The sequence below is a fragment of the Sorangium sp. So ce119 genome, from assembly GCF_051524405.1.
Lineage (GTDB): Bacteria > Myxococcota_A > Polyangia > Polyangiales > Polyangiaceae > Sorangium > Sorangium cellulosum_G.
On sequence record NZ_CP150310.1, the window covers coordinates 10,355,174 to 10,376,939 of the forward strand.

Annotated in this window: 13 protein-coding genes and 1 pseudogene; 8 read left to right on the forward strand and 6 right to left on the reverse strand. The window is 68.2% G+C overall.

Annotated features, from left to right (window positions below):
• Positions 1 to 105 precede the first annotated feature (105 nt).
• Positions 106 to 2,472 (forward strand): heavy metal translocating P-type ATPase, encoded by a 2,367-nt coding sequence (locus tag WME76_RS39230; RefSeq protein ID WP_437957268.1) that lies wholly within the window; start codon positions 106 to 108, stop codon positions 2,470 to 2,472.
• Positions 2,473 to 3,274: 802 nt separating this feature from the next.
• Here the strand turns inward: WME76_RS39230 and WME76_RS39235 are convergent.
• Positions 3,275 to 8,023 carry a wHTH domain-containing protein gene (locus WME76_RS39235; RefSeq protein ID WP_437957269.1) on the reverse strand — a complete coding sequence of 1,583 codons (4,749 nt, stop codon included), beginning with the start codon at positions 8,021 to 8,023 and terminating at the stop codon, positions 3,275 to 3,277.
• Between the two features lie 775 nt (positions 8,024 to 8,798).
• Here WME76_RS39235 and WME76_RS39240 point away from each other — a divergent pair.
• From WME76_RS39240 to WME76_RS39250, 3 genes are read left to right on the forward strand one after another with little or no spacing between them, the layout of a single operon-like run.
• The gene (locus tag WME76_RS39240) at positions 8,799 to 9,755 is read left to right on the forward strand and encodes a hypothetical protein (protein ID WP_437957270.1); all 957 of its coding nucleotides are present in this window, start codon (positions 8,799 to 8,801) and stop codon (positions 9,753 to 9,755) included.
• Complete coding sequence (locus tag WME76_RS39245; RefSeq protein WP_437957271.1) at positions 9,749 to 11,332, forward strand: protein kinase; 1,584 nt, start codon at positions 9,749 to 9,751, stop codon at positions 11,330 to 11,332. Before WME76_RS39240 ends, WME76_RS39245 begins: the two co-directional genes overlap by 7 nt.
• A gap of 48 nt (positions 11,333 to 11,380) precedes the next feature.
• Positions 11,381 to 12,271: a hypothetical protein gene (locus WME76_RS39250; protein ID WP_437957272.1), complete on the forward strand. Its 891-nt coding sequence runs from the start codon at positions 11,381 to 11,383 to the stop codon at positions 12,269 to 12,271.
• 1,029 nt (positions 12,272 to 13,300) lie between these two features.
• Here WME76_RS39250 and WME76_RS39255 read toward each other — a convergent pair.
• From WME76_RS39255 to WME76_RS39265, 3 genes are read right to left on the reverse strand one after another with little or no spacing between them, the layout of a single operon-like run.
• Entirely contained in the window at positions 13,301 to 13,867 is a 567-nt protein-coding gene (locus WME76_RS39255; RefSeq protein ID WP_437957273.1) for a hypothetical protein, read from the reverse strand.
• Positions 13,864 to 14,637 carry a hypothetical protein gene (locus WME76_RS39260; RefSeq protein ID WP_437957274.1) on the reverse strand — a complete coding sequence of 258 codons (774 nt, stop codon included), beginning with the start codon at positions 14,635 to 14,637 and terminating at the stop codon, positions 13,864 to 13,866. Before WME76_RS39260 ends, WME76_RS39255 begins: the two co-directional genes overlap by 4 nt.
• On the reverse strand, positions 14,634 to 15,167 hold the full coding sequence (locus WME76_RS39265; RefSeq protein ID WP_437957275.1) for a hypothetical protein: 534 nt from the start codon (positions 15,165 to 15,167) through the stop codon (positions 14,634 to 14,636). Before WME76_RS39265 ends, WME76_RS39260 begins: the two co-directional genes overlap by 4 nt.
• A gap of 40 nt (positions 15,168 to 15,207) precedes the next feature.
• On the opposite strand from WME76_RS39265, the gene WME76_RS39270 reads away from it, so the two are divergent.
• The 3 genes from WME76_RS39270 (at position 15,208) to WME76_RS39280 (ending at position 18,504) form a co-directional block, all read left to right on the forward strand.
• Positions 15,208 to 16,317, forward strand: a complete 1,110-nt coding sequence (locus tag WME76_RS39270) for a heavy metal translocating P-type ATPase (protein ID WP_437957276.1) — start codon at positions 15,208 to 15,210, stop codon at positions 16,315 to 16,317.
• 1,102 nt (positions 16,318 to 17,419) lie between these two features.
• Positions 17,420 to 17,785 (forward strand): hypothetical protein, encoded by a 366-nt coding sequence (locus WME76_RS39275; protein ID WP_437957277.1) that lies wholly within the window; start codon positions 17,420 to 17,422, stop codon positions 17,783 to 17,785.
• The gene (locus tag WME76_RS39280; RefSeq protein WP_437957278.1) at positions 17,782 to 18,504 is read left to right on the forward strand and encodes a hypothetical protein; all 723 of its coding nucleotides are present in this window, start codon (positions 17,782 to 17,784) and stop codon (positions 18,502 to 18,504) included. Before WME76_RS39275 ends, WME76_RS39280 begins: the two co-directional genes overlap by 4 nt.
• Positions 18,505 to 18,542: 38 nt before the next feature.
• Here WME76_RS39280 and WME76_RS39285 read toward each other — a convergent pair.
• Positions 18,543 to 18,773, reverse strand: a pseudogene (locus WME76_RS39285) (helix-turn-helix domain-containing protein); the annotation flags it as partial.
• 757 nt (positions 18,774 to 19,530) lie between these two features.
• On the opposite strand from WME76_RS39285, the gene WME76_RS39290 reads away from it, so the two are divergent.
• Positions 19,531 to 20,544 carry a hypothetical protein gene (locus WME76_RS39290; RefSeq protein ID WP_437957279.1) on the forward strand — a complete coding sequence of 338 codons (1,014 nt, stop codon included), beginning with the start codon at positions 19,531 to 19,533 and terminating at the stop codon, positions 20,542 to 20,544.
• Between the two features lie 15 nt (positions 20,545 to 20,559).
• Here the strand turns inward: WME76_RS39290 and WME76_RS39295 are convergent, their stop codons facing one another.
• Positions 20,560 to 21,504, reverse strand: a complete 945-nt coding sequence (locus tag WME76_RS39295; RefSeq protein WP_437957280.1) for a hypothetical protein — start codon at positions 21,502 to 21,504, stop codon at positions 20,560 to 20,562.
• Positions 21,505 to 21,766 lie beyond the last annotated feature (262 nt).

The following is a 21,766-nucleotide window of genomic DNA, read 5'->3' on the forward strand; positions in this document are numbered from 1 at the left end:
GCCAGGTGAACTCCTGGTCTCGCGTGAATTCCGAGGTGGGCTTCAGCGATCTCGCCGTAATCCGCGGGGGGCTCCTGCGTCTGCTCCGTCGACAGCGAGGTGATCATGTCGACCGCATCCGTATCCATCCCAGCCCCCCAGGACACCGACGAGGGCGCCGTCCGCCGCGTCGACCTGCCCATCGAGGGCATGACCTGCGCCGCCTGCGTCCGGCGCGTCGAGCGCGCGCTGCTCGCGACAGGCGGCGTCCGCGACGCGAAGGTCAACCTTGTGACCCGCTCGGCCACAATCATGTTCGACCCGGCCGCCGCGTCCACGAGGGGCCTCGTCGCCGCCGTCGAGCGCGCGGGCTACAGCGTCCCGGAGGGCAGCGCCGCGCCGGGCGGCGCTGCCGTCGCGCCTGCCGACCGGGCGGCCGCCGCTGAGGAGAGCCTCGACGGTGAGCGGCGCGCCCTCTGGCGGGACTTCGGCATCTCGCTCGCCCTGTCGGTCCCGCTGCTCGTGCTCGGCATGTCGCACGGCCGCATCCCGGGCGCGGACGGCACGATCGGCCGTCTCGTCCAGCTCGCCCTCGCGACCGCCGTGGTCTTCGGCCCCGGCCGCCGCTTCTTCCGGCTCGCCTGGGCCGCGCTCCGGCACCGGGCGGCCGACATGAACACGCTCGTCGCCCTCGGGACGGGCGCCGCGTGGGTCTACTCCGCGGTCGCCGTCGTGGCGCCGCAGCTCTTCCCCCACGCCGAGCACGGCGTGCGGCCGCACGTCTATTTCGAGGCCGCCGGGGCCATCATCAGCTTCGTCCTGCTCGGCAAGCTCCTGGAGACCCGCGCCCGCAAGCGGCTCACCGACGCCGTGCGCGGGCTCGTCGCGCTCCAGCCCAGGACGGCGCGGCGGCTGCGCGGCAAGCTCGGAGGCGACCTCGGAGGCGATCTCGAAGGCGACCTCGAAGAGGAGATCCCCGCCGCCGCCCTCTCGCCCGGCGATCTCGTCCGCGTCCGCCCGGGGGAGCGGATGCCGAGCGACGGCGAGGTCGTCTCCGGCGCCTCGGCGGTCGACGAGTCGATGCTCACGGGCGAGAGCCTCCCCGTCGACAAGGGCGCCGGAGCGGCCGTGTTCGGCGGCACGCTCAACCAGAGCGGGCAGCTCACGGTGCGGATCACGAAGACCGGCGCCGACACAGCGCTCGCCCGCATCGTCGAGGCCGTCGAGCAGGCGCAGGGCTCGAAGGCGCCGATCGCGCGCCTCGCCGACACCGTGAGCGGCGTCTTCGTCCCGGTGGTCCTCGGCATCGCCGCGCTCGCGTTCGTCGCGTGGGTCGCGGTGGATCCGAGCGCGGCGGGGCTCGCCGCCGCGGTCGAGCGGTTCGTCGCCGTCCTGGTGATCGCGTGCCCCTGCGCCCTGGGCCTCGCGACGCCCGCCGCCGTGGCCGTGGGCACCGGCCGCGGCGCCGAGCTCGGCGTGCTGGTGAAGGGCGGCGCGGCGCTCGAGGCCGCGAGCCGCGTCGATACGGTCCTCGTCGACAAGACGGGCACGCTCACGGCGGGCCGCCCGCAGCTCGCGGCGGTGAAGGCGCTCGGGGAGGCCTCGGAGGACGAGCTCCTGCGCCTGGTCGGGTCGGCGGAGCTCGGCAGCGAGCACCCCGTCGCGAAGGCGCTGGTCGAGGGGGCGCGCGCGCGTGCGCGTGCCAGCAGCGTCCCGCTCGCCGCGCCCGAGGACTTCCGCGCCGACGCCGGCCGCGGCGTTGTCGCCCGCGTCGAGGGGCGCGAGGTGCGCATCGGCACGGCCCGGTACCTCGCCGAGCTCGGGATCGACGCCGCGCCGCTCGAGGAGCTCGCCCAGGGGCTCGCCGGGCAGGGGAACACGCCGTCGTTCGTCGCCGTGGACGGCCGGCTCGCCGGGCTGGTCGCGGTGGCGGATCTGCCGACGCCGGAGGCCAGGGAGGCTGTGGACGCGCTGCACCGGCTCGGCGTGCGCGTCGCGATGGTGACGGGGGACCGCGAGGCGACCGCGCGCGCCGTGGCGCAGCAGCTCGGGATCGACGAGGTGTTCGCCGAGGTGCGCCCCGAGGACAAGGCGCGCATCGTGCGCGAGGAGCGGGAGCGCGGCCGCGTCGTCGCGATGGTCGGCGACGGCATCAACGACGCGCCCGCCCTCGCCGGCGCCCACGTGGGGATCGCGGTCGCGAGCGGCACCGACATCGCGGTCGCCGCGGCCGACGTGGCGCTGCTCCGCGGCGGCGTCGGGGCGCTGCCGGCGGCGCTCGGGCTCGCGCGCGCGACGCTGCGGACCATCCGGCAGAACCTGTTCTGGGCGTTCATCTACAACGTGATCGGCATCCCGATCGCCGCGGGGGCGCTCTATCCGGTGACGGGTTGGCTGCTGTCGCCGGTCCTCGCGAGCGCGGCGATGAGCCTGTCGAGCGTGTCGGTGCTGGTCAGCTCGCTGCGGCTGCGGCGGTTCCGGCAGGCGGGATGAGGGCTGGGCGGGTGGGCGCGGAACCAGGGACGAGCTTGGGCAACGAATTTGCGGTGGCGAACCGGCGCGATCCGTCTCGTTTGCCGAGGTTGTTGGGGGGGCGCCGAGCGCCGAGCGCACCCCTTCGGAAGGCATGGACCCAACCCGGGACCAGCCGGCGATGCCTGCGCTTGGAGAGCCGGCGCTAGCCGACCTCTCCCCTCGGGCCGCCGTGGTCGCGTCGCTCGCCGCCACCCTGAGCCGTGCCGTCGCCCTCGGTGATGCGGAGGCAGCCCGGGTCGTCCACGAGGCGATCGGCCGACTGATTAGTCTGTCGTCACCATCGGAGAACCGGGCCAGCTCGCGCCGGTAGTACGCCGACTGCCGCCGGGAGTGGCCTTCGCGGACCTGCATGGCAAACAGCTGGCGCCCTCGCCTACGGGCCCGTCGAGGCGCGCGATTTCTGGACGAGCTCGGGGTGATCAGGGCCCGGAGCGCCTCGTCCTCCTCCTTGTCGGCGAGGGCGAGCAGGTCACTCAAGTCGCCACGATCATGAAGCTACTCACCGTGACCGCCTTCTCGCAGCTTCGCGCTCGGCCGCAAGCACCTCGCGCACGTCCTCAAGCGCTGGCGTCACTTGCGGTAGTCCCGGCCTTTCTGGCCTTGCAGTGACAGAAGGTTTCTTGTGCGCTCCACCCTCCTGGAAGCGCGACGTTATACCAATAACTTACCCACGCACCGAAGGGGCCGCCTTCACTCCACAGCCTGCGGGCTCCTCCCCTCCTCCCGCTGGAAGGCCCGCCAGCGTCCGGGCCTCCCTGCGCTACTCCCATTTCTGCTGGAGCAGCGGAAGGAGCCGCTCCCAACGCGCCTCGAACTCCTCGGGGGGTAGCCACCAGAGCCAGAAACGGGCTACGACTTTCTTGCGCGTGAGCTCGTCCTGCCCTCCCGCCGCTGAGGCATCGCTCGCGTACTCCAGGAGCCGCTCATCAGTTTCGTCGAGCTCACGCCCATCCATGCGCTCCACGGCCGTCCGTGTGGACTCAGACACGAGGCCGATGCGGTGCGCGGATGCGGCGATCTTCGCGAGGGGCTGCTCGAGGCTGCGGGCGGCCGTCATGAGATGACTCAGGCCTATGGGGACTGTGATCCAAGTCCGCTCACCGTCCAAGTCCCGTGAAACCAGCCGCAAGTCGTCATCGGTCAGGGTAATATCATCCAACGCGGCCCCCTCCGGGACGTCCAGGGACAATCCGGGGAGGCCCTGCAGGTGCCGCAGGACGTCGCTCGGCTGAACCCCAAGCTTGTGCGCCGCCAGCAGCACCCGAACCGTCGATACGTGGCTGATGTAGGGACTTTGCGCGTCCAGATCGAGCGAAAGAATGACCCGTTGCTCCTCGGACACATCGATCCCCTCCAGCGTAGACGGCGCGAACGCGAGCTTGATCCCCAGAACTTCGAACCGGGTGAACCGACGCGCGGCTTCCGGGGCAGGCAACCGCATGCTCTCCGCCGTGATGAGGACCCTATCAAGCCCCACCTTGCCGCGCAGCCAGGGGTACGAAGCATCGTCGTTGCGTGACAAGAGACGGAGATTCTCCTCTGTCGGACTCATATCCCGGAGCGCCTCGGGGCTGATCTCAACATGTACACCGAGGGGTGCCAGACGCCTCAGACGCTGTAAGATCTCCTCAGGCGACATCTCCAACACCTTCACAGCTTTTAGCAGCTGGCCCGGAGGGACTCTACCTTGCACCCACGGCGGCCGGCCATTAAGGTCAGCCGACAGCAGCTTCCAGTCATTATCGTCGAGGCTAAGGTTCTCGAATAAGGATGGATCCACAGCAGAGGGCTTCACAACGATTCCGAGAGGCGCGTATCCGCGAGCACGCGCGAACACCTCCGCGACAGGCACGCGCCGCATTGCAGCGATTTTGACGATGGACAGAAGGTGGCAGACAAGACCCCCTCGGCGCTCGAACGGACCAGTCATCCCCTCCCACAAATATTCCCCCAGGATCAATTGGTCGCCCGGCTCAGGCGCTGGAATTGGGAGGTCCGCAAGCTGCCGCACGTGAGCGGGCCAATTCCGGGGAATCGCTACGGCGCCAGCTTTCGCCCAGCACGCCACGCGCCATGCCTCCAAGAGATTGGCATCGCTCGGGTTCGGAGCCCGAAAATACATAGAGTGAACAATGTTCGCGTCTTCAGCGCAACTGCCAGTTTGCTGGATCTCGGCACCGCTTTGACTGTTGCCGTCAAGGCGCAGGTACCGCCCCTGACGCAAAAGAGCCACGCAGACAGCCGATGCGGCCTTTCTACTGATCGACTCGAGCGCCCAGAGGAAGCCAAACGTTAGCCCTTCCCATTCGGGGAGAACATGCCAGTTTTTCTCCGCAACCTCGATCGCGCGGGCATGGTCCCAGCTATGAACCTTCCGACGGTCTGCAGTCAGCTCGGGAGGCCGCTGCCCGTGCAGGTTGACCAGCATGCACGAAGTCGTTGAGCTACTCGTACCAAGGCCATCGACGAGCAGCCTGACTCCCATCTCGGAGTTGCGTCCCGCATGCTCGGGCGCTAGCCACCAAATGTCGGGTTCCGTCGTCGGCAGGCATCGTACGCGCGGGATCTCCCGCGCGTTCCTCGCGGGCACGCCAATCGGCCAGCGGAGCGGGGCCTTGCCTTTCTCCTCGACCTTGGTGTCCACCTCAGCGACCCACAGCAACTCGCCGAGCACCTTGCCACACGAGAGCTCCTCTTTGTACTGTGACGTCCCAAACTCCGATCTTCTGCTGTAGGTCGTGGACGTCAGATAGAGCCGCACCCGCGTTCCGGGCTCGGGCATGTCCTCCTCCCGGCCGTGCTCCAGCCGGAAGAGGCCGCTCGCACTGGCGATCCGGACCACGAGCGGGCTGGACCAGCGCCCGTCCGGGTGGTAGCGACGGGTGTAGATCACCAGCTCGTCCGCCAGCATGAAGTAGCTCAGTACGCCGATGCCGAACTGACTGTTACGGTAGAGCTCAACAGGCTCGGGGAGCTGCTGCCATGCTGCCTGCTCCTCGATGAAGTCCGGCGTGTCGTGGAAGCGCTGCCCCGCCACGGCGAACACGCGCTCCACCACCTCCTCCGTCATCCCCACGCCGTTGTCCTCGCACTCGATGTAGGGCCGGCCCGCTGCGTCCGTGGACTGTCGGAAGGTGATCCTTCCTTTGTACGGCGCGCTGCCGGCGGGCTTGCCGATGCGCTTCAGGTACTCCGCGCGTGCCTTCCGGTAGCGGCACGCGTCCAGCGCGTTCTGGTACAGCTCGCGAATGGCCAGGGTCGGATCGCCGTAGAGCGCCTCTCCCATTAGAAGCTCGCGGATGCGATTATGATCTAGACGAAAGCGCACGTGCGGCAGCCGGTAGAGCGACCGCCCATGCGCGTCCGTCGCCGGCTGGATGCCCTCCGCGGAGAGGCGGCTCGGCAGATCCTGGAGCAGCGCGAAGGCTCGAGGATCCCGGTCGTGCTTGCGCCGGATCCGCTCGAGCGCCTCGTCGGCTCGGCGGACCAAATCCTTGAGCGCGAAGTCCACCACGGGCGACGTGCACGCGCGCTCGAGCAGGTAACGCTCGTCACGCACAGTCCAGCGTGCGGCGCGGAGCGCCTCCCGGACCTCCGTTGGCTTGAAGCCGTCCCGGCCGACGTGATCGACCACGACCTCATCCGCCGTCCGCACGTCCAGCGCCTGCCAGCCCGCCGCGCAAAGGAGGTAGCCCAGCGCCGGGATGCGGAGATGGGTCCCTTCAAGGGTCACCTCCCCCTCCCGCTCGATGCCTTCCTCGCCATCCAGTGCATCCGGGTTGACGCCCACGCAGCGCGCCAGCCGGAGCAGCATCTCGATGCGTAGCCACCGCGACGCGCCATGGTCGTCGACGATGCGCTTGATCCGCTCCAGCAGCGGGTAGGCGGGTCCGCCCGGCGTGCGGCGCCAGAGATCGCTGCTGGCCTGCAGGGCACGGACCATCATCCAGAGGCAGACGGACCGCCGATCGTCGCCTGCGAGCCTGGCTGCGTGACGCACGAGGTCCGGGCGGCTCTGGCGCACCTGGTCGAGGGCCGCATGCGCCGCATCCGCTGTGTGCGCCTCGCCCTCGACCGCGAGATCGTCGGGCCGAGCAGGCGCCATCCAGGCGGATCCGGCGGCGAACGCGGCCTCGCGGAGAAACGGCGCGACGACGACCAGAACGACCTCCTCCGGGTGCACCGCGTCCGTGCGCACGAGTTGCTCGAGGCGCTGGACGACGCGGACCGGATAGCGCTCATCCCGCCACGGATCGCCCGGAACAGCGGCCTCGCCCCGCTGCCACCAGGCCCAGCACGCGTCCGTGAGCTCGACGGTCAGCAGCCGGAGCCGCTCCGCCATCTCGCCTCTCGACGCTGGCCAGAGAGCCGCGCGCTCGATGGCCTGGCGCCAGGTGGCGGGCTCGGCCGGAGGCGCGATGACCGGCGCGGCCGTGGACGGTGGGGGAACCGCGAGCGGTTGCTGTACCGGGAGCTCCTCCGGTCGCGTGGGGCACAAGTCGTCTTCGAGCCGGTACGTGTAGTCCACCGTGACTCGCCAGCTCCTGTCCTGCAGCCGAACGGCCAGGCGAGGCCAGAGACGGGAGTGCGCCTGGCCGTCGCGCAGCTCGATCTCGCCGAGGGTGTACCCGTGCTTGCGGTCGAGCTTGCCGGCAGGGGGCAGCTTCTCGATGCCGAAGAGGGATGTCGCCTGCCACATTCGCCGCGCATCGCCGCCGCCCACCCTGCGCATCTCCGCGAAGGACTCGTGCAGGTGGCCGCACAGGTGCGCCGTGAAGAACGGGGCAATGGTCGCCGCGTATGCGTCGCGGCTCTCCTTGCTGAGCCACGAGGGCGGATGGTGCGTCAGGAGAAACGTGAGGTGGTGGCGCTTGCGCCATGCGGGCAGATCGCTGCCGCACGCCGGCTGGATCTGCCGCACGTCGACCCAGAGCTGGCCCTCCTTGACTTCGTCGGATGTGTCGAGGAAAGCGGAGTTCATCCCGGCGAAGCCGAAGCGCGTGCCGTCCTTATCGAGCGTGTAGGAGAACTCCCCGGGCAGAAGGCCCTCCGCCAGGCCCGTCGTTGGCCGCCGCTTGCAGTCCTTCCACCATTTCTCGTAGCCCTTGAACCAGCCGCGGAGAGGCCTGAGCTTGTCGCGACCGCCGCGCCAGAGCTCGTCCCGCTGGCGTGGATCCGTCAGCAGGCCGTACGCCGTCGCATCGGTCTTTCCAGGTCGGTCCAGGTCATGGTTGCCGGGCACCGCGAGGAGCTTCGGCTCTGGCGCGAACGGATGCACGCGCTGGAGGACCTCCCAGATCTGGTCGAGCGCCCTGTTTACGTGCCGGTACTCGTTGTGCTTGCCGCTGAACGCGAGATCGCCGGTGAACAGCACAATGTCCACAGGACCCACGCGGCGGGTGACCTGCTCCAGATCTTCGAGCAGGGATTGCGCTGCGCTCGGCCACAGGCCTTGATCCTTCATTCCGGTGTGCAGGTCCGTGATGTGAAGCCAGCGCAGCGTAGTCATAGACGTTCTTGCCGGATTGTGCCTGTCCGAGCAGGGGGCTCTTCGCCCTTGTTCGATGGGGTTTTCGATCTGTCAACCTCCGGCCGGGCGGGGCGAGCCGGCCTGACACGGAGGCAACGGGCGAGCAGAGGTCGTATGTTGGGTGCGCTAACGATGCAAGCTCGGCGAGCTGGCTCACATTGGGTAGCCCTGTGCTCCGCTTACCATGCCGTCCGTGCATCGTCTCCAGACTGAGCTCAGCGCCATCCTTGACGAGGTCGGACAGCGGGCGATCTAGCCCGTCCTCCTCGGTGCGTTCGCTGGTCGCACGTACCTGTGTGAGCCCGATCGCAGGGGTCACCCGCGGCCTCCAGCTCCTCACGCCGCCCGGGGTGCTCCGTCGTCTAGCGAGCGGCTCAGCCATCGCTCCACACGCTTGGCCCACTCCGCCCTCGTCGCCATCGCTTCCTCGTTCGTCGCGAGGCGGAGCGGGGGCGGCGAGCGGGACGCATGCTCCGAGCGTACCAGACAACGGGCGCGGACGGCGTGGGCGCGCCTGTCCGGTGCAGCGCGCCTCGCCCCTGTCGTGAGCGTGGACCGCCGCGAGAGTCGTCACCGGTTGCGACGCTTTTCAGGTTGCAAACGAGGAATTCCGTCGCGCGATCACAATGCTCGCGACGGAGCACGCGGCACTTCCGCACGCTCGACCGCGTCGTCGCGGTGGTATGAAAAGCAGCGCCGCGCTGGATGGGCTAGCGCGGCGCTGTGGTCCCCCTCGTTTGCCCCGAGGTGAACCGTGCGTGCTTCTGTTCCACGGGGCCATCCGCGGCAAGCGGCGGCCCTGGCCCTCGTCCTTGCCTCCGCGTTCCCCGCACAAGCCGCGGCCGCGACCCCTCCTCCCCGGTCCCGCGAGGTCCAGGAGCTCATCGAGGAGGCGGAGAAGGCCGCCAAGCGGCTCGACCTCGCTCGCGCCCGCGAGCTCTGGGCGCGGATCAACGAGCTAGAGCCCTCGACGATGGCCGTGTGTCAGCTCGGCGTGTTCGACCTGCGCCTCGGCCGGCTCGAGGAGGCCGCGGCCGAGCTCTCCACGTGCGTCAAGCAGATGCCCGCGCCGACCAACGATATCGAGCGCCGCCGTTACGAGGTCCGACGCGCCGATCTCGCGGCCGTCCGGCAACGCGTGGCCGAGCTCCACGTGAGCGCCCCGCCAGGCACGGCGCGGCTCCTGGTGGACGGTCGCGAGGTAGGCGCGGGCGGCCCCGTCTTCGTCGCCCCTGGACAGCACGAGGTCACGGCGACGGGCAAGCAGGGGCAGCTAGCCCGTGCGCTCGTCAAGCTCACGGCGGGGCAGTCGCGGCGCGTCGCCCTCGCCTTCGAGGCCCCGAAGGCCGCCAGCCCGCCAGCGCGGGCGCGCAACCCGTGGACCATTGGCACCGGCGCAGCCGCCTCGGCGGCCCTGCTCGGCGCCGGCGTCGGCCTTCACCTGGCCGGCGACGCCGCGGAGAGCGAAACGGCCGCCAAGGTGTCGCGCCTTTCGGACGGCTCGATGCTCCCGAGCAGCGCACAGTTCCGCAAGACCTACGACGAAGCGCACGCGGCGAACACACGAGCGGGCCTGTTCCATGGCTTCGGCTCGGCTGCGCTCGTCGCCGGGGCAGCGGTCGGCGCCGCAACGATCGTGTACGTGGTCTGGCCGCGGAAGGCCGAGATCCGCACGAGAGGCGCCGGCGCGGAGGTCAAGCTCGTATGGTAGCCGCCGGCGACGTCTGGGAAGGCCACGAGCTGCTCAGCGAGGAGCGCGGCTTGCTCCGTCACTTCCTCGCCCGGCAGGTCGGCGACACGGGGGCTCTGGTCTGGTTGCACCTCCACGAGGGCGCGCGCCTCGATGCGGGCCTGTTCGCCGAGGAGATCGCGCGCCTGCAGCGCCTTTCCGACGAGGTCCCGGAGGTCGTCCCCGTGCTCTACGGAGGGGTGAACGGCGACGTCGCGTGGGCAGCGTCGCCTGTGCTCGGCGACGCGATCCCGCTCATCGACGCCACGCGCGGAAACGACCTCGGGCCGGCGGATCTCGAGGTGCTGATCGACGTCGGGCGCTGCCTCGTGCGTGCTCATGAGCTCTCCTTCATCCACGGCGCCCTCAGTCCGGACCGGGTCTGCGTCGTGGGCGACAGCCGATACGCGATCACCCACTTCGGGTTTGCCCGTCTCTTTCAACTCGGCCCGGAGGACGCTCGTCAAGATCCGTACGGGTACGCACCACCCGAGCTCTTCTCGGGTGGTCGGCTGGGACCTCGCGCGGACGTGTACGGCTTCGGCACGATCATGTACGAGCTCTTGTGCAAACGCGCCCTCTCACCGTGGAACCGACCTCCGAGCTTTCCCAGCGGGATCCCTCTAATGCTTCAGGTGATGATCGAAAGGGCCCTTGAGGAGGACCCCAACCGACGGCAGCCAAGCATCGGAGAGATGCTCGCTGTCCTGACTCCCTTTGCCCACGCGTGGGAGGCGCTTGGCGGACCGCCGGAGTTTCCCGATGCGGGTGTCTTCGCGGAGCCGTCCGGCGCTCGGCACACGCCGGACGAGAAAGCGCCGATCTCCGCCGAGGAGGGGACGCCGTTCGCCTGGAGTGAAGGGGAGGGGCGAGTCGGCGAGTTCCCCACGCCGCGCCCTTCCGAAGCGCCCGACACGCTCAAGAGCGTGCCGCCGCGGGACGCGCGGGATCACGCTCGCCCCTCGCCTTCGGTCGCCGGGACGCGCCCTCCCGAGACGCCCGACACGCTCAAGAGCGCGGAACCGCCGCGGGACGCACGGGACCACGCGCTCAAAGCGCCTCCGGTCGCGCCGCCGTCGCCTCCAGTGCCCAATCTGCCGGACCTCGAGTCGATGCTGCCGGTAGCGCCGGTGCCCTCGACCCCTCTGCATTCCCCGATGCTGCCCGTGGCGCCGGCGCCCTCGCCCCAGCCCCCCACGCGTCCCAGCGGCCCCCCAGGGCGACGCTCCCCCGCGCGGTGGTTCGGCGCGGTGCTCGCGCTGGCGTTCGTGCTGGGCAGCGCGGCCGCGGTCCTGTGGTGGGAGCCCCCTCGTCGAGCCGTGCCGCGCCTGGGGCCAGTCGCCCAAGCCGCCGCGGTTCGAGCCATCCCGCCGCCCTCAGCTCGACCGCTCGAGCGATGCCCTGAGCTGGTCCCAGAGGCCTCCCCGCCGCCCGTCGCGGCGCGGCCGCGCACGACCCCGTCCGCCGCTCCCATGCGGCAAGCCATGAAGACGCCGGCCCAGCAGCCTGATCCTTGTGACGGTCTCCTCCCTTGCCAGAGTCAAAGGGTCTTTTACTGAGCAGCGCGAGGGGTTCTCATGCGGTCTATACCTTGTTTTGCCTTCAGCATGGCTGCGCTGCTCGGTTGCGGAGATGAGCTCGATATCCCGAGGCCCCGGACCGATGACAACCCGATCCTGCTGTGGGTGGGCAAAACGCTAGATTATCCCATCTGTCCGGATGGTCGGCTCGATTACTGGGATGGCTGGGCCGACGTGCGCACGGATCCTCAGTACCAGAACGAATGCGGTACGTGCACGTGCGGCCTCGCCGCGTGCGCTCTACCGGACAGGATGCTGGTGCACGAGGCGCCTCTCTGCGCGGGCGAAGGAATAGAGATCGACCTCTCTGGTGCAGCCAACCCGTCGGGGCACTGCGTCAAGCTCTCGTCCCCTGTCCCGGGCGACGCGTTCGCCGCGGTCACCCTGAAGTCGCCCACGATGGCTACCGAGTGCAAGTCCTCGGCGCAGCTTGCTCTGCCGCCCCTCAGCGGGACCTTCGCACGAGCTTGCCCGTGGACCGGTGAGTATGAGTCAGCCTTCAACGGGCTGGTGTGCATCGCACCCGAGGACGACGGCTCGTGCCGGCCGGGCTTCTCCGCGCGCTTCGAGTTTCAGGAGAAGATCCGAGACGCGCGTACCTGCACGCCCTGTGCGTGCGGCGCACCCGTCGGTGGAAGCTGCGTGGCGGACGTGCTGCTCTTCAGCGACACGAGCTGCTCTCATATGCTGTACTCCGGCAATGGAATCGGTGCAAGCGAGCAGGCCTGCTATGTAACATACGAAGATTCACCTCTGGCAGGAGTGCGTGTGGTGTTCGCGCAGGATGAGCCGGGCACGTGCCCGCCAACAACCGATGTCTCCTTGGTGGATGGCACGATCGAGAGCGGCGAAGCCCGAACTTTCTGCTGCTCCAGCGCGGACCTGATGGAGGTGATTCATGCCAATGCTGACGATTGACCCAGGCCGTGGGATAACAGCCGCGCTGCGCTCGGTTGTGCTCTCCATACTGGCCACCCAGGGGCCCATCGGCTGCTCCTCGCCGGTGCCCCCCGACAACCTGCCGGAGCCAGATCCGAGCCAGCTTATCCTGCTCTTCGTTGGCCGGCCCGAGAACGCTCCGCGATGCGGTCCGCACGGCGACAGCAATCTCTTGTGGGAAGGGTGGGTAGGGACACCTGGGCAGGAGGAATGCGAGCCCTGCACGTGTGGACCGTCGCGATGTGTGCTCTCGCACACGGTGGATGTGCACTCCTCGTCCGTTTGCGCCCTCAGTGACCTCGTAAGCAGGATCGATCCGGGCAGTTCCTGGAATGGGACCTGTTTTCCTCTTCCCGAGCCCATTCCGGGCGACTCGTATGCCTTTGTGACCATCCACCCGCCCCTCGTGACGGACTGCCAACCTATCCCCGAGGTTCCTGCGCTGCGCCGAACGGGCATGCGCTTCGTCCGGGCTTGTGGTCCAGATGTCGACTTCGCTTGGCCGGACTTTCTTCAATGTTACCAGCCGCAGCCGAACGGAGAGTGCTGGGCCTCCCACGAGACACGGCGGGAGTTCCCCCTCTACAACGACACGCGCGCGTGCAGCCCGTGCTCCTGTGGGGAGCCGAGCGGCGGCGATTGCCGCATGCAGACCACGTTGTACCGGCAGGTAGGATGCTCCGGCGAGCTCGGATCCGTTCTCATCTCCGGGCTGGACGAGCCGCTCTGCACAGACACGATCCAGGGGCGGATCGGTGCGGTGCGGTCCATCTTGACGAAGGACGAGCCTACCTGCGCGCCCTCGACAGAGTCCAAGGTGGCAAGCGGGAAGATCGAGCCCGGTGACACACATGTGCTCTGCTGCAACCGTTGAGACGAGCATCGCCCCATCCTCCTGGACCCGGACCTTCACCGCGACGGGGATGCGGTCGCGCCCCGAGCTCGGCCAGGGGACGACGGCGAAGCGCCCGAGCTCGGCCAAGTGGACGGCGGGGCCCAGTGGAATAGCTATGGATCCACCCAAGTCCAGACGCGCGAGAACAGGCACGCGTAGATCGTCGCCTCGCCCATAAATGCCCAATCCATCGACACGTCTGGCACGATCTCATTACCAAGTTCCGGGGGGATCGTCTGGTAGCCGGGGTACGTGGCCTCGATCTCTTCGGCAACCGCCGTCGATATTTCGTCGGGCTCGCCCTTGTTGTGGACTCCATAGTAGGGCCCGAGGAGGCTTACGTGGAAGCTGAGCGAAGCCCTGCTGCTGAGCGAGGGAGCGGGCTCCAAGTCCTTGGGGCGATAGATGCGGGCCGAGTAGCCCGGTTCGATCCCTCCCGACACCAGGCTGAGCGACTCGTTCTGAAGGCTGTATCGGTCCCCCAGGCGGTGGATCATCGCTTCCCACTTCGGGTAGCCCGCTCGCCCGCGGTTTGCGGCTTCCACCAGGCGGCGGTGCTCCTCGGTGTCGTCGTAGAAGGGCTCGTTGGGAGGTACGTGGATGCGATCGAAGCAATGTACGCCCCGCGGGTAAAAGCAGTAGACGACATCGAGCAGCTCGGAACGTGACACCATCATCATTTCTTCACCGAGGCACCGAGTAGCGGGTATCTAAACTTGAAGGTAGCGCCCACATCGAGGCGAAACCTGTGGCAGAAGATCCCCGGTGGGAGACCGTAGTCCATGCGGTTTGCTACTTCCTCCGTGATCTCCTCGCTAAGGCTAGCCGCATGGATTGGATCGATTTTTCCCATGAACTCGGTCCGGAGCGGCATTTGGATCGTGAGAGGGCAGTACCACTCGGTGGTGCTGCGGGCGCCGCGCTGAACAACGGCATGCGTAAACTTCAGGTTGGCATTGGCAACTTGATACCCGCCGGCCTTGCCCCGCCCGTCATCCTGGACGGTGGTGACAAACGGGAAGTCCGACGGTTCAAAATTCACGTATAGGAATGAGGCCATTCCAGGCGGCGGGCACTTCGAGCTGCACGAGTCGCTACAGCTCCAGGAGGTCGCCCCATCTCCGGCCAAGTCGCTGACTCCAAAACACTTGTCTTGCGGGCTCTCCGGGCTGTTCGCCGGCGGCGCATACTCCTCCTCTTCGTCCTCGAGATCCGACTCGTTGCACGCGATCTTGCGCTCGCTGCTGTCGTGCGGACCTTCCGGCGGCTCAGCCCCGAAGTCACCGGATGCGGCGGAGGTATAGATGGGGCCGGGCTCTGATCCTGGACCGGCACCCGCACCGGAAGTTCTTTCCCCGACAGGATAGCAGTCTCCTATCGTCCAGTTGCACGCCGCCGTCGTCCAAACCGAGATGGCCACGATCAATAACAGAGGTCTTTTTGCGTTCATTTGGCACTCCATCGAAGCACTGGACCAGCAACAACGACGACGGACACGTAACCCGGAAGCACGAGGCTGCCCCGACCGACCCAATCCACGTTGACGCTCACCGACACCCCCAGCGGTCCAGCAACGTACGCGTTGGTCTGCGCGTGGCCGCCCACGGCCAAGCCACCGACGCGGCCGCACAAGGTGATGCCGCACGCCGGTAAGACGTAGAGCGCGACCGATGGCCCCGCGCTGACGTTGCCGTCCTCCCACGCATACCCGATGTCAACCGAGGTCTGGTTGTAGACCCCGAGCCCACCCTCCTGGGTCGGAGGTAGGATCGTGCACAGGTCGTGAACCGTGAACAGGATGTCTCGCTGGACGGGCCACGAAATGCCCGCGTGCGGCCCCACCGCGAGGCGCGGAACGGTACCGGCCTGGAGCCACCCGAGGCCCACACCCGCGCTCAGCTCGTACGCTTCTATCTGCGTCGGAACAAGCACGAGAGCGGCCAGCGCCGCCGATGGGATCCGCCGGGCCACTGTTCTCACCGTCTCATTGCCCCCTCCGCAACCCCCGGACAACGTAGCGATGCGGCCCATCCTCCTGATGGTAGGATTATGCGTCAACCGGAATCTATGGCAGAACAGCACGACGGCCGTGGGCACCGGCCGCGGCGCCGAGCTCGGCGTGCTGGTGAAGGGCGGCGCGGCGCTCGAGGCCGCGAGCCGCGTCGATACGGTCCTCGTCGACAAGACGGGCACGCTCACGGCGGGCCGCCCGCAGCTCGCGGCGGTGAAGGCGCTCGGGGAGGCCTCGGAGGACGAGCTCTTGCGCCTGGTCGGGTCGGCGGAGCTCGGCAGCGAGCACCCCGTCGCGAAGGCGCTGGTCGAGGGCGCGCGCGCGCGTGCCGGCGGCGTCCCGCTCGCCGCGCCTGAGGACTTCCGCGCCGACGCCGGCCGCGGCGTTGTCGCCCGCGTCGAGGGGCGCGAGGTGCGCATCGGCACGGCCCGGTACCTCGCCGAGCGCGGGATCGACGCCGCGCCGCTCGAGGAGCTCGCCCAGGGGCTCGCCGGGCAGGGGAACACGCCGTCGTTCGTCGCCGTCGACGGCCAGCTCGCCGGCCTGGTCGCGGTGGCGGACCTGCCGACCCCGGAGGCCCGGGAGGCCGTCGCCGCGCTGCACCGGCTGGGAGTGCGCGTCGCGATGGTGACGGGGGACCGCGAGGCGACCGCGCGAGCCGTGGCGCAGCAGCTCGGGATCGACGAGGTGTTCGCCGAGGTGCGCCCCGAGGACAAGGCGCGGATCGTGCGCGAGGAGCGGGAGCGCGGCCGCGTGGTCGCGATGGTCGGCGACGGCATCAACGACGCGCCCGCCCTCGCCGGCGCCCACGTGGGGATCGCGATCGCGAGCGGCACCGACATCGCGGTCGCCGCTGCCGACGTGGCGCTGCTGCGCGGCGGCGTCGGGGCGCTGCCGGCGGCGCTCGGGCTCGCGCGCGCGACGCTGCGGACCATCCGGCAGAACCTGTTCTGGGCGTTCATCTACAACGTGATCGGCATCCCGATCGCCGCGGGGGCGCTCTATCCGGTGACCGGCTGGCTGCTGTCGCCGGTCCTCGCGAGCGCGGCGATGAGCCTGTCGAGCGTGTCGGTGCTGGTCAGCTCGCTGCGGCTGCGGCGGTTCCGGCAGGCGGGATGAGGGCTGGGCGGGTGGGCGCGGAACCAGGGACGAGCTTGGGCGAATTTGCGGTGGCGAACCGTCGCGAACAGGCGCTTCTGCCGCAATCTTGGGGGCACCAGGCCACTGATAGCACCCCTTCGGAAGGCATGGACCCAGCCCGGGCTCAACCGGCGGAAGCCGGGCTCGGGGTGCTCACGCTTGCCGAACCGTCGCCTCGGACAGAGCAGCCGGGCTCGGGGCGCTCACGCTGGCCGATCCGTCGCCTCGGACAGCCCTGGTCGCCTCGCTCACGGACACGCTCACCCGGCCCTTCGTGCTTGGGGACGAGGAGGCGGCCCGGATCGTTCACGAGGCGATCGGTCGCCTGCTCGGGCTGCCGCCAGCCCCGGACGGGCGAGTAAAATCCGGTTGGTACACGGGCGACGTCGTGCAGCCCAGGGCGCACGGCCGTGCGTGCGCTCTCACGGCTACGTGGACAGACCGCTGGTGCCAGCAGCTTGACGAACACTGGCCCCGCGGACATCTGCGCAGTGCCCACGCTCTGGACGATACGACTCCTGTCCATTGTGACGCTCTCCTCTAGGTTGCGTTTGACGCCCAATCCTGCCATCAGAAGAATTGGTTGCATCGCCACGTTCTCCCGGCGGTGGCCAAGGGGGAAGGGGCCGATGAGAACGGAATGCCGACGAGTCGCATCGGCGGCGATGTTCGCTCTCGTGCTCGGCGTCGCTTCGACGCAGGCGGAGGCGTCGGAGGTGAGCGCCGGTGTAAGCCTCGGCTGGATCCAGGCTGGCACCGCCCCGCGCCTCGCGGTGGGCCCGCATGGACCTCGGGAGCAGGTGCAGGTCCAGGTTCGGAGCCAGCCCCGGTATTCAGCTCCAGCGCATCCGGTGACTTCGGAGATGCGCCATCGGGAGAACGGCGAGGCGACAGTGAGCAGGAGATCCAGTGCAACAAAACGGATAGCTCAGAAGAAGAAGAGGATGAAGAAGAGCGCCCGAGAGACAGCTCGGAGAGTACGACAAACAGCACATGTTCAGGGCCCGGTGACACCACCGGAGACGGCCAGACTCATGTGATCTGTAGCGATGCCTGCAGTTCGAAGTGCCCGCCGGTCGGAGTGAACGGCTTCTCGCCAATTATATTCAAATTTGTCACGACGATCCCCGACGACGGAACGGGCGAATCGGGAGGCTGGCAACAAGCGTCCGTTCGTCTGAAGATCAAGCGGTGGGTCGAGGTGTACCCGGAGTTCTGGGAATGTCCGCAGATGACGTTTGGAATGCCACTGAGGAACGCGGCCCAGGGGCATATTCCAGCAATTGAGGCCGCGCACATCAGCGCCGACGTAGCGAGTAAAGCTTCGCGTAAAGTGATGAGGGCAAACCTCACTATTCCGCAAGGGATCTACTGCGCCAGGTTGAAGGATGAGATGGACATCAGCCTCCGCAAGCGCGTAGCTGGATCCAGAGTCACACAGCCATGAAGCACGCGATCGAGGAATTGTTCAACGTCGTTTATCGCTACTACCCTCGGCGGGTTCCGTACGAGGATCTTGGCCGCGTGCAGACAGAAGAGGATCGACGGCTGGTGGACGCCCGTCGCCGAGCCGGCGCCGATTGCGAACGATGGCTTGGCATGTTGCGGCGCCTACGTGAACAGTTCCCCGAGAACAAGATCGACAATCTCTCGGTCCATCTCGTGACGGGAAGTCACGACGCCTGTTACTCCGGCTCGCTCTATCTTCCGAAGGCCACCGGCGAATACCGGCATACAATTGAATTGAGAGTGAGCTTTTTGGTTCCTTATTACATCGTCTACAGCTCGCGCCTCGTTGAAGATCGCGAGGAGATCGAGAGGGAGAAAACGCTCCGCGCGACGCCACCTCGCGCCGTCATGATCTTCGTACATGATACGGCCTACGTCCTACCCGCCTGGATTGGCAAGCTGATCAGGCTGATCAAGCCCGAGCTTGTTGAGCCACCTTCCGTGGAGGACGAGCCCACGCGGCAGGTCATCTGCTTCGATCTATCGCCCGATGAGCAGCCGTACGCTGCGGGGATCGCCGAAGAGATCGAAGCGACATGGGGATACGAGCGCATGACGCCGGAGATCGGCGCCGTGGTCGTGCCGGACGTGGCGACCAATCTGCGACGTCTGGGAGAGGCCAGACTATACGATTGCCTGTTTTCAGACGCACGATAAGCCGGTGATGCTCTCGATCTCGGCGCTCACGACACCCCAAACCATCTCGCGCCCCGGGGCTGGGGACGCAGACCGTCGAGGCCAGCGGAGCGATACGCATACAGCCAGCGCTCGAGCGTGGGCACTGAATAGCTGCGCGTGCTGTGCGCGCCCGGCGGTCGAAACCGCTGCTCGCTCAGGGCGCGCAGCTCGGCGGCGAGCTGGCCATGGGTGAGCACGCGGTGCATGAGGGGGCCGATGCCATGCACAGTCACAACGGAACGACCCAGGAACCGCTCCCCGGAAGCCCCGGTAAACCGCTTGGGGCGCGAGCCATAGTCGGCTTCTAATGTGAATAGCGCCGATCGTCGGATTGAGTGTTGTCGGCTGGCTGCAGGCCGGCTGACGTCGAGTCGACAGCGCAATGTGGTGGCGGTCGGGTAGCTGCCGCACCGCGACGTCGAGTTCTATCAGCATGTTACGACGGGACAGGGCAGCAACTTAGACGTATTTAGCGGCTCGCAGAGTACGGCGTCCTGCTGAGGCGAGCGGCCAGAGAGAACACGACGGCTCGCAAAACGGTAAAGTCCACCCGCATCTGGAGCAGACAGCGCAGCGGAGATGCTGTGGCAGAATCCCCATTGCGCTGAATGTTCGTGGGTCGACTCATTCGCTTGGCACGTGGACTGGTGCGCCCAACCGAAGAGCAGGAACATTTACGCTGAACGTGTCTCACGGAATTACTCCTTCAGCTCACGCGAAAGGCGCCAGACGGCAACCAGCTCGCGAGATCGTGTTGGAGCCTTAGCAGCGCTCGGTGAGCCAGCGCAAGCAAATGTATGATCGCGTACATGGCGCCCGGCCATATACACACCATCCAGAAGGGGGGAATATATATGCGATTTCGACAGCTTACACTTGCAATCTTTATCGACATGTTGACACGGGCAGCTCTAGGTGGGCGACAATACTAATGATTGCGGCCATTTATGGCCACGGCCACGCCACGGCCACGCCACGGCCACGCCACGGCCACTTGCTGTCGGATTGACGCCAAGCCGCTCGATTTTTTTACAGGCCGCGGCCGCGGACCCTCCTCCCCGCTCCCGCGAGGTCCAGGAGCGCATCGAGGAGGCGGAGAAGGCCGCCAAGCGGCTCGACCTCGCTCGCGCCCGCGAGCTCTGGGCGCGGATCAACGAGCTCGAGCCCTCGACGATGGCCGTGTGTCAGCTCGGCGTGTTCGACCTGCGCCTCGGCCGGCTCGAGGAGGCCGCGGCCGAGCTCTCCACGTGCGTCGCGCAGATGCCCGCCCCGACCAACGACATCGAGCGCCGCCGCCACGAGGTCCGCCGCGCCGACCTCGCGCCCGTCCGGCAACGCGTGGCCGAGCTCCACGTGAGCGCCCCGCCGGGCACGGCGCGGCTGCTGGTGGACGGTCGCGAGGTGAGCGCGGGCGGCCCCGTCTTCGTCGCCCCTGGACAGCACGACGTCACGGCGACGGGCAAGCAGGGGCAGGTAGCCCGGGCGCTCGTCCAGGTGACGGCGGGGCAGTCGCGGCGCGTCGCCCTCGCCTTCGTCGCCCCGAAGGCCGCCGGCGCTCCAGCGCGGGCGCGCAACCCGTGGACCATCGGGGGTGCGGTTTCGGAGCGCGCTGCGCATGGGGCAGGAGCCACGGCGGCGCCGAGCCGGACGCCGGGAGCTTCCGTCGCGCACCGCTGCGACGCCCGAATGCAGGGCTCCCGATTCGAGTGCGTCGGGCCCGGCCGTCGCCCGTTGCGATCGCAAGGGTGCAAGCCGCTCGCGGTAGTCGCACGGCAAGGTCGTGATCCGTGCGGCGCGGCCCTCACCGCGCGGGTGACGTCGATCGAAGACGCGCGGCTGGTCAGCGGCGTGGTCGAGCGCTTGATCCGTTCGCTCTCCCGTTCCGCTCGCCGGAGTACCGCACGCGGTGATCGAGGAGATGGCGCTCCCGGGCGATCTGCAACGCATGCGCGAGGTGATCGGCGTAGGCGCGGCTCAGCAGCTCGACGACCCCGATATGGTCGAGGCCCTCGGATTTGAACGCAACGAGGACGCTCACTCCCTGGTCATCACCGCGGTCTCGCCCCCGATGTCCAGGCGCGAAAGAAAAGATTCGATGTCCTCCATGGACAGGGGGGGCTCCGTCATGGCCAGCGCGGATTCACGAACCCTGGTGAGGGCTGGGAGCCAGTCGAGGCTCGTGAGCTCGCCCGCGCTCAGGAGTCTGAGCTCACCCACCTCCGCGAGGGCGTCGAACCCGTCGAGGCCCGGGCCCTGCAGCAGGTGCATCTGAAAATTCGCGCCGACGCGGCGCAGGTTGCGCAGCGCGGTGAAGTCGTCCGTGTGGTTGCGGAAGAGGGTCAGCGAGCCGTCGATGTGGACGAGGGAGGAGAGCGGCTCCAAGGCGCCTGCCGTCGTGTCGCTCAGGTGGATCGAGCCTCGGAAGCGGGTGCATCCGGCCACGCTCGTGTAGGGCCCGATCACCAGATCGCTCGGCTGGCCACACACGACCGCCTCGGCATCGGGGTCCGGCGGCTCTTTGGGAACGGCGTTCGTGAGGGACACCAGCGCGCCGCTGCGCACGCGCGACGTCGCGAAAGACTCCAACACTTCAGCGGTCAGATTCGCGTTGCGCCGAGCGACCATGGAGGCGCCGATCTCCGCGAGAGGAGGGAGCCACGAAAAGTCGGCAAGGCCGCTCTCGTAGAGCCACAGCCCGGAGACGTACTGGATCGACTCCAGGCCGCGCAAGGATTCCGGCGCTCCCACGACCAGCAACCGACCTTCGATCCGCGTCAGGTTGGACAGAGGCCCGAGATCCCCAGGAGGCGAAAGGAGCAGCAAGGACCCCGCGATTTCCCTGAGATCCGTGAGCGCGTCGATCGCCTCGGGTCCGGCCAAATTCAGCAGATGAAGCGTGCCGAGGAAGCGCGTACAGCCGCGCAAGCGCTCCAGCTCGGGCGCGGGTCCGGCCGCGTCTTGAAGGAGGTTCGTGCCCACCGCGATCACCTCCCCCGCCGTCCCGCAGTCACGACCCTCGGGAGCACCCGCTTGCCCGCCGCCGGACGGCTCGGCGCCCCCGGAACCGCCGCTGCCAACGGTCGCGCCTCCTCCGCCACCCGCGCCGGCGCTCGAAGCGCCGCTCGGGCCGTCGGGGGTGGTGCCACAGGCCGCAGCACCGAGAAGCAGCAACCCCGCCGCACCGCTCAGCGCGCGCCCCAGCATGTCCCTTTCCCCGCTTTCCCTCGCATGGTCGCTCGAT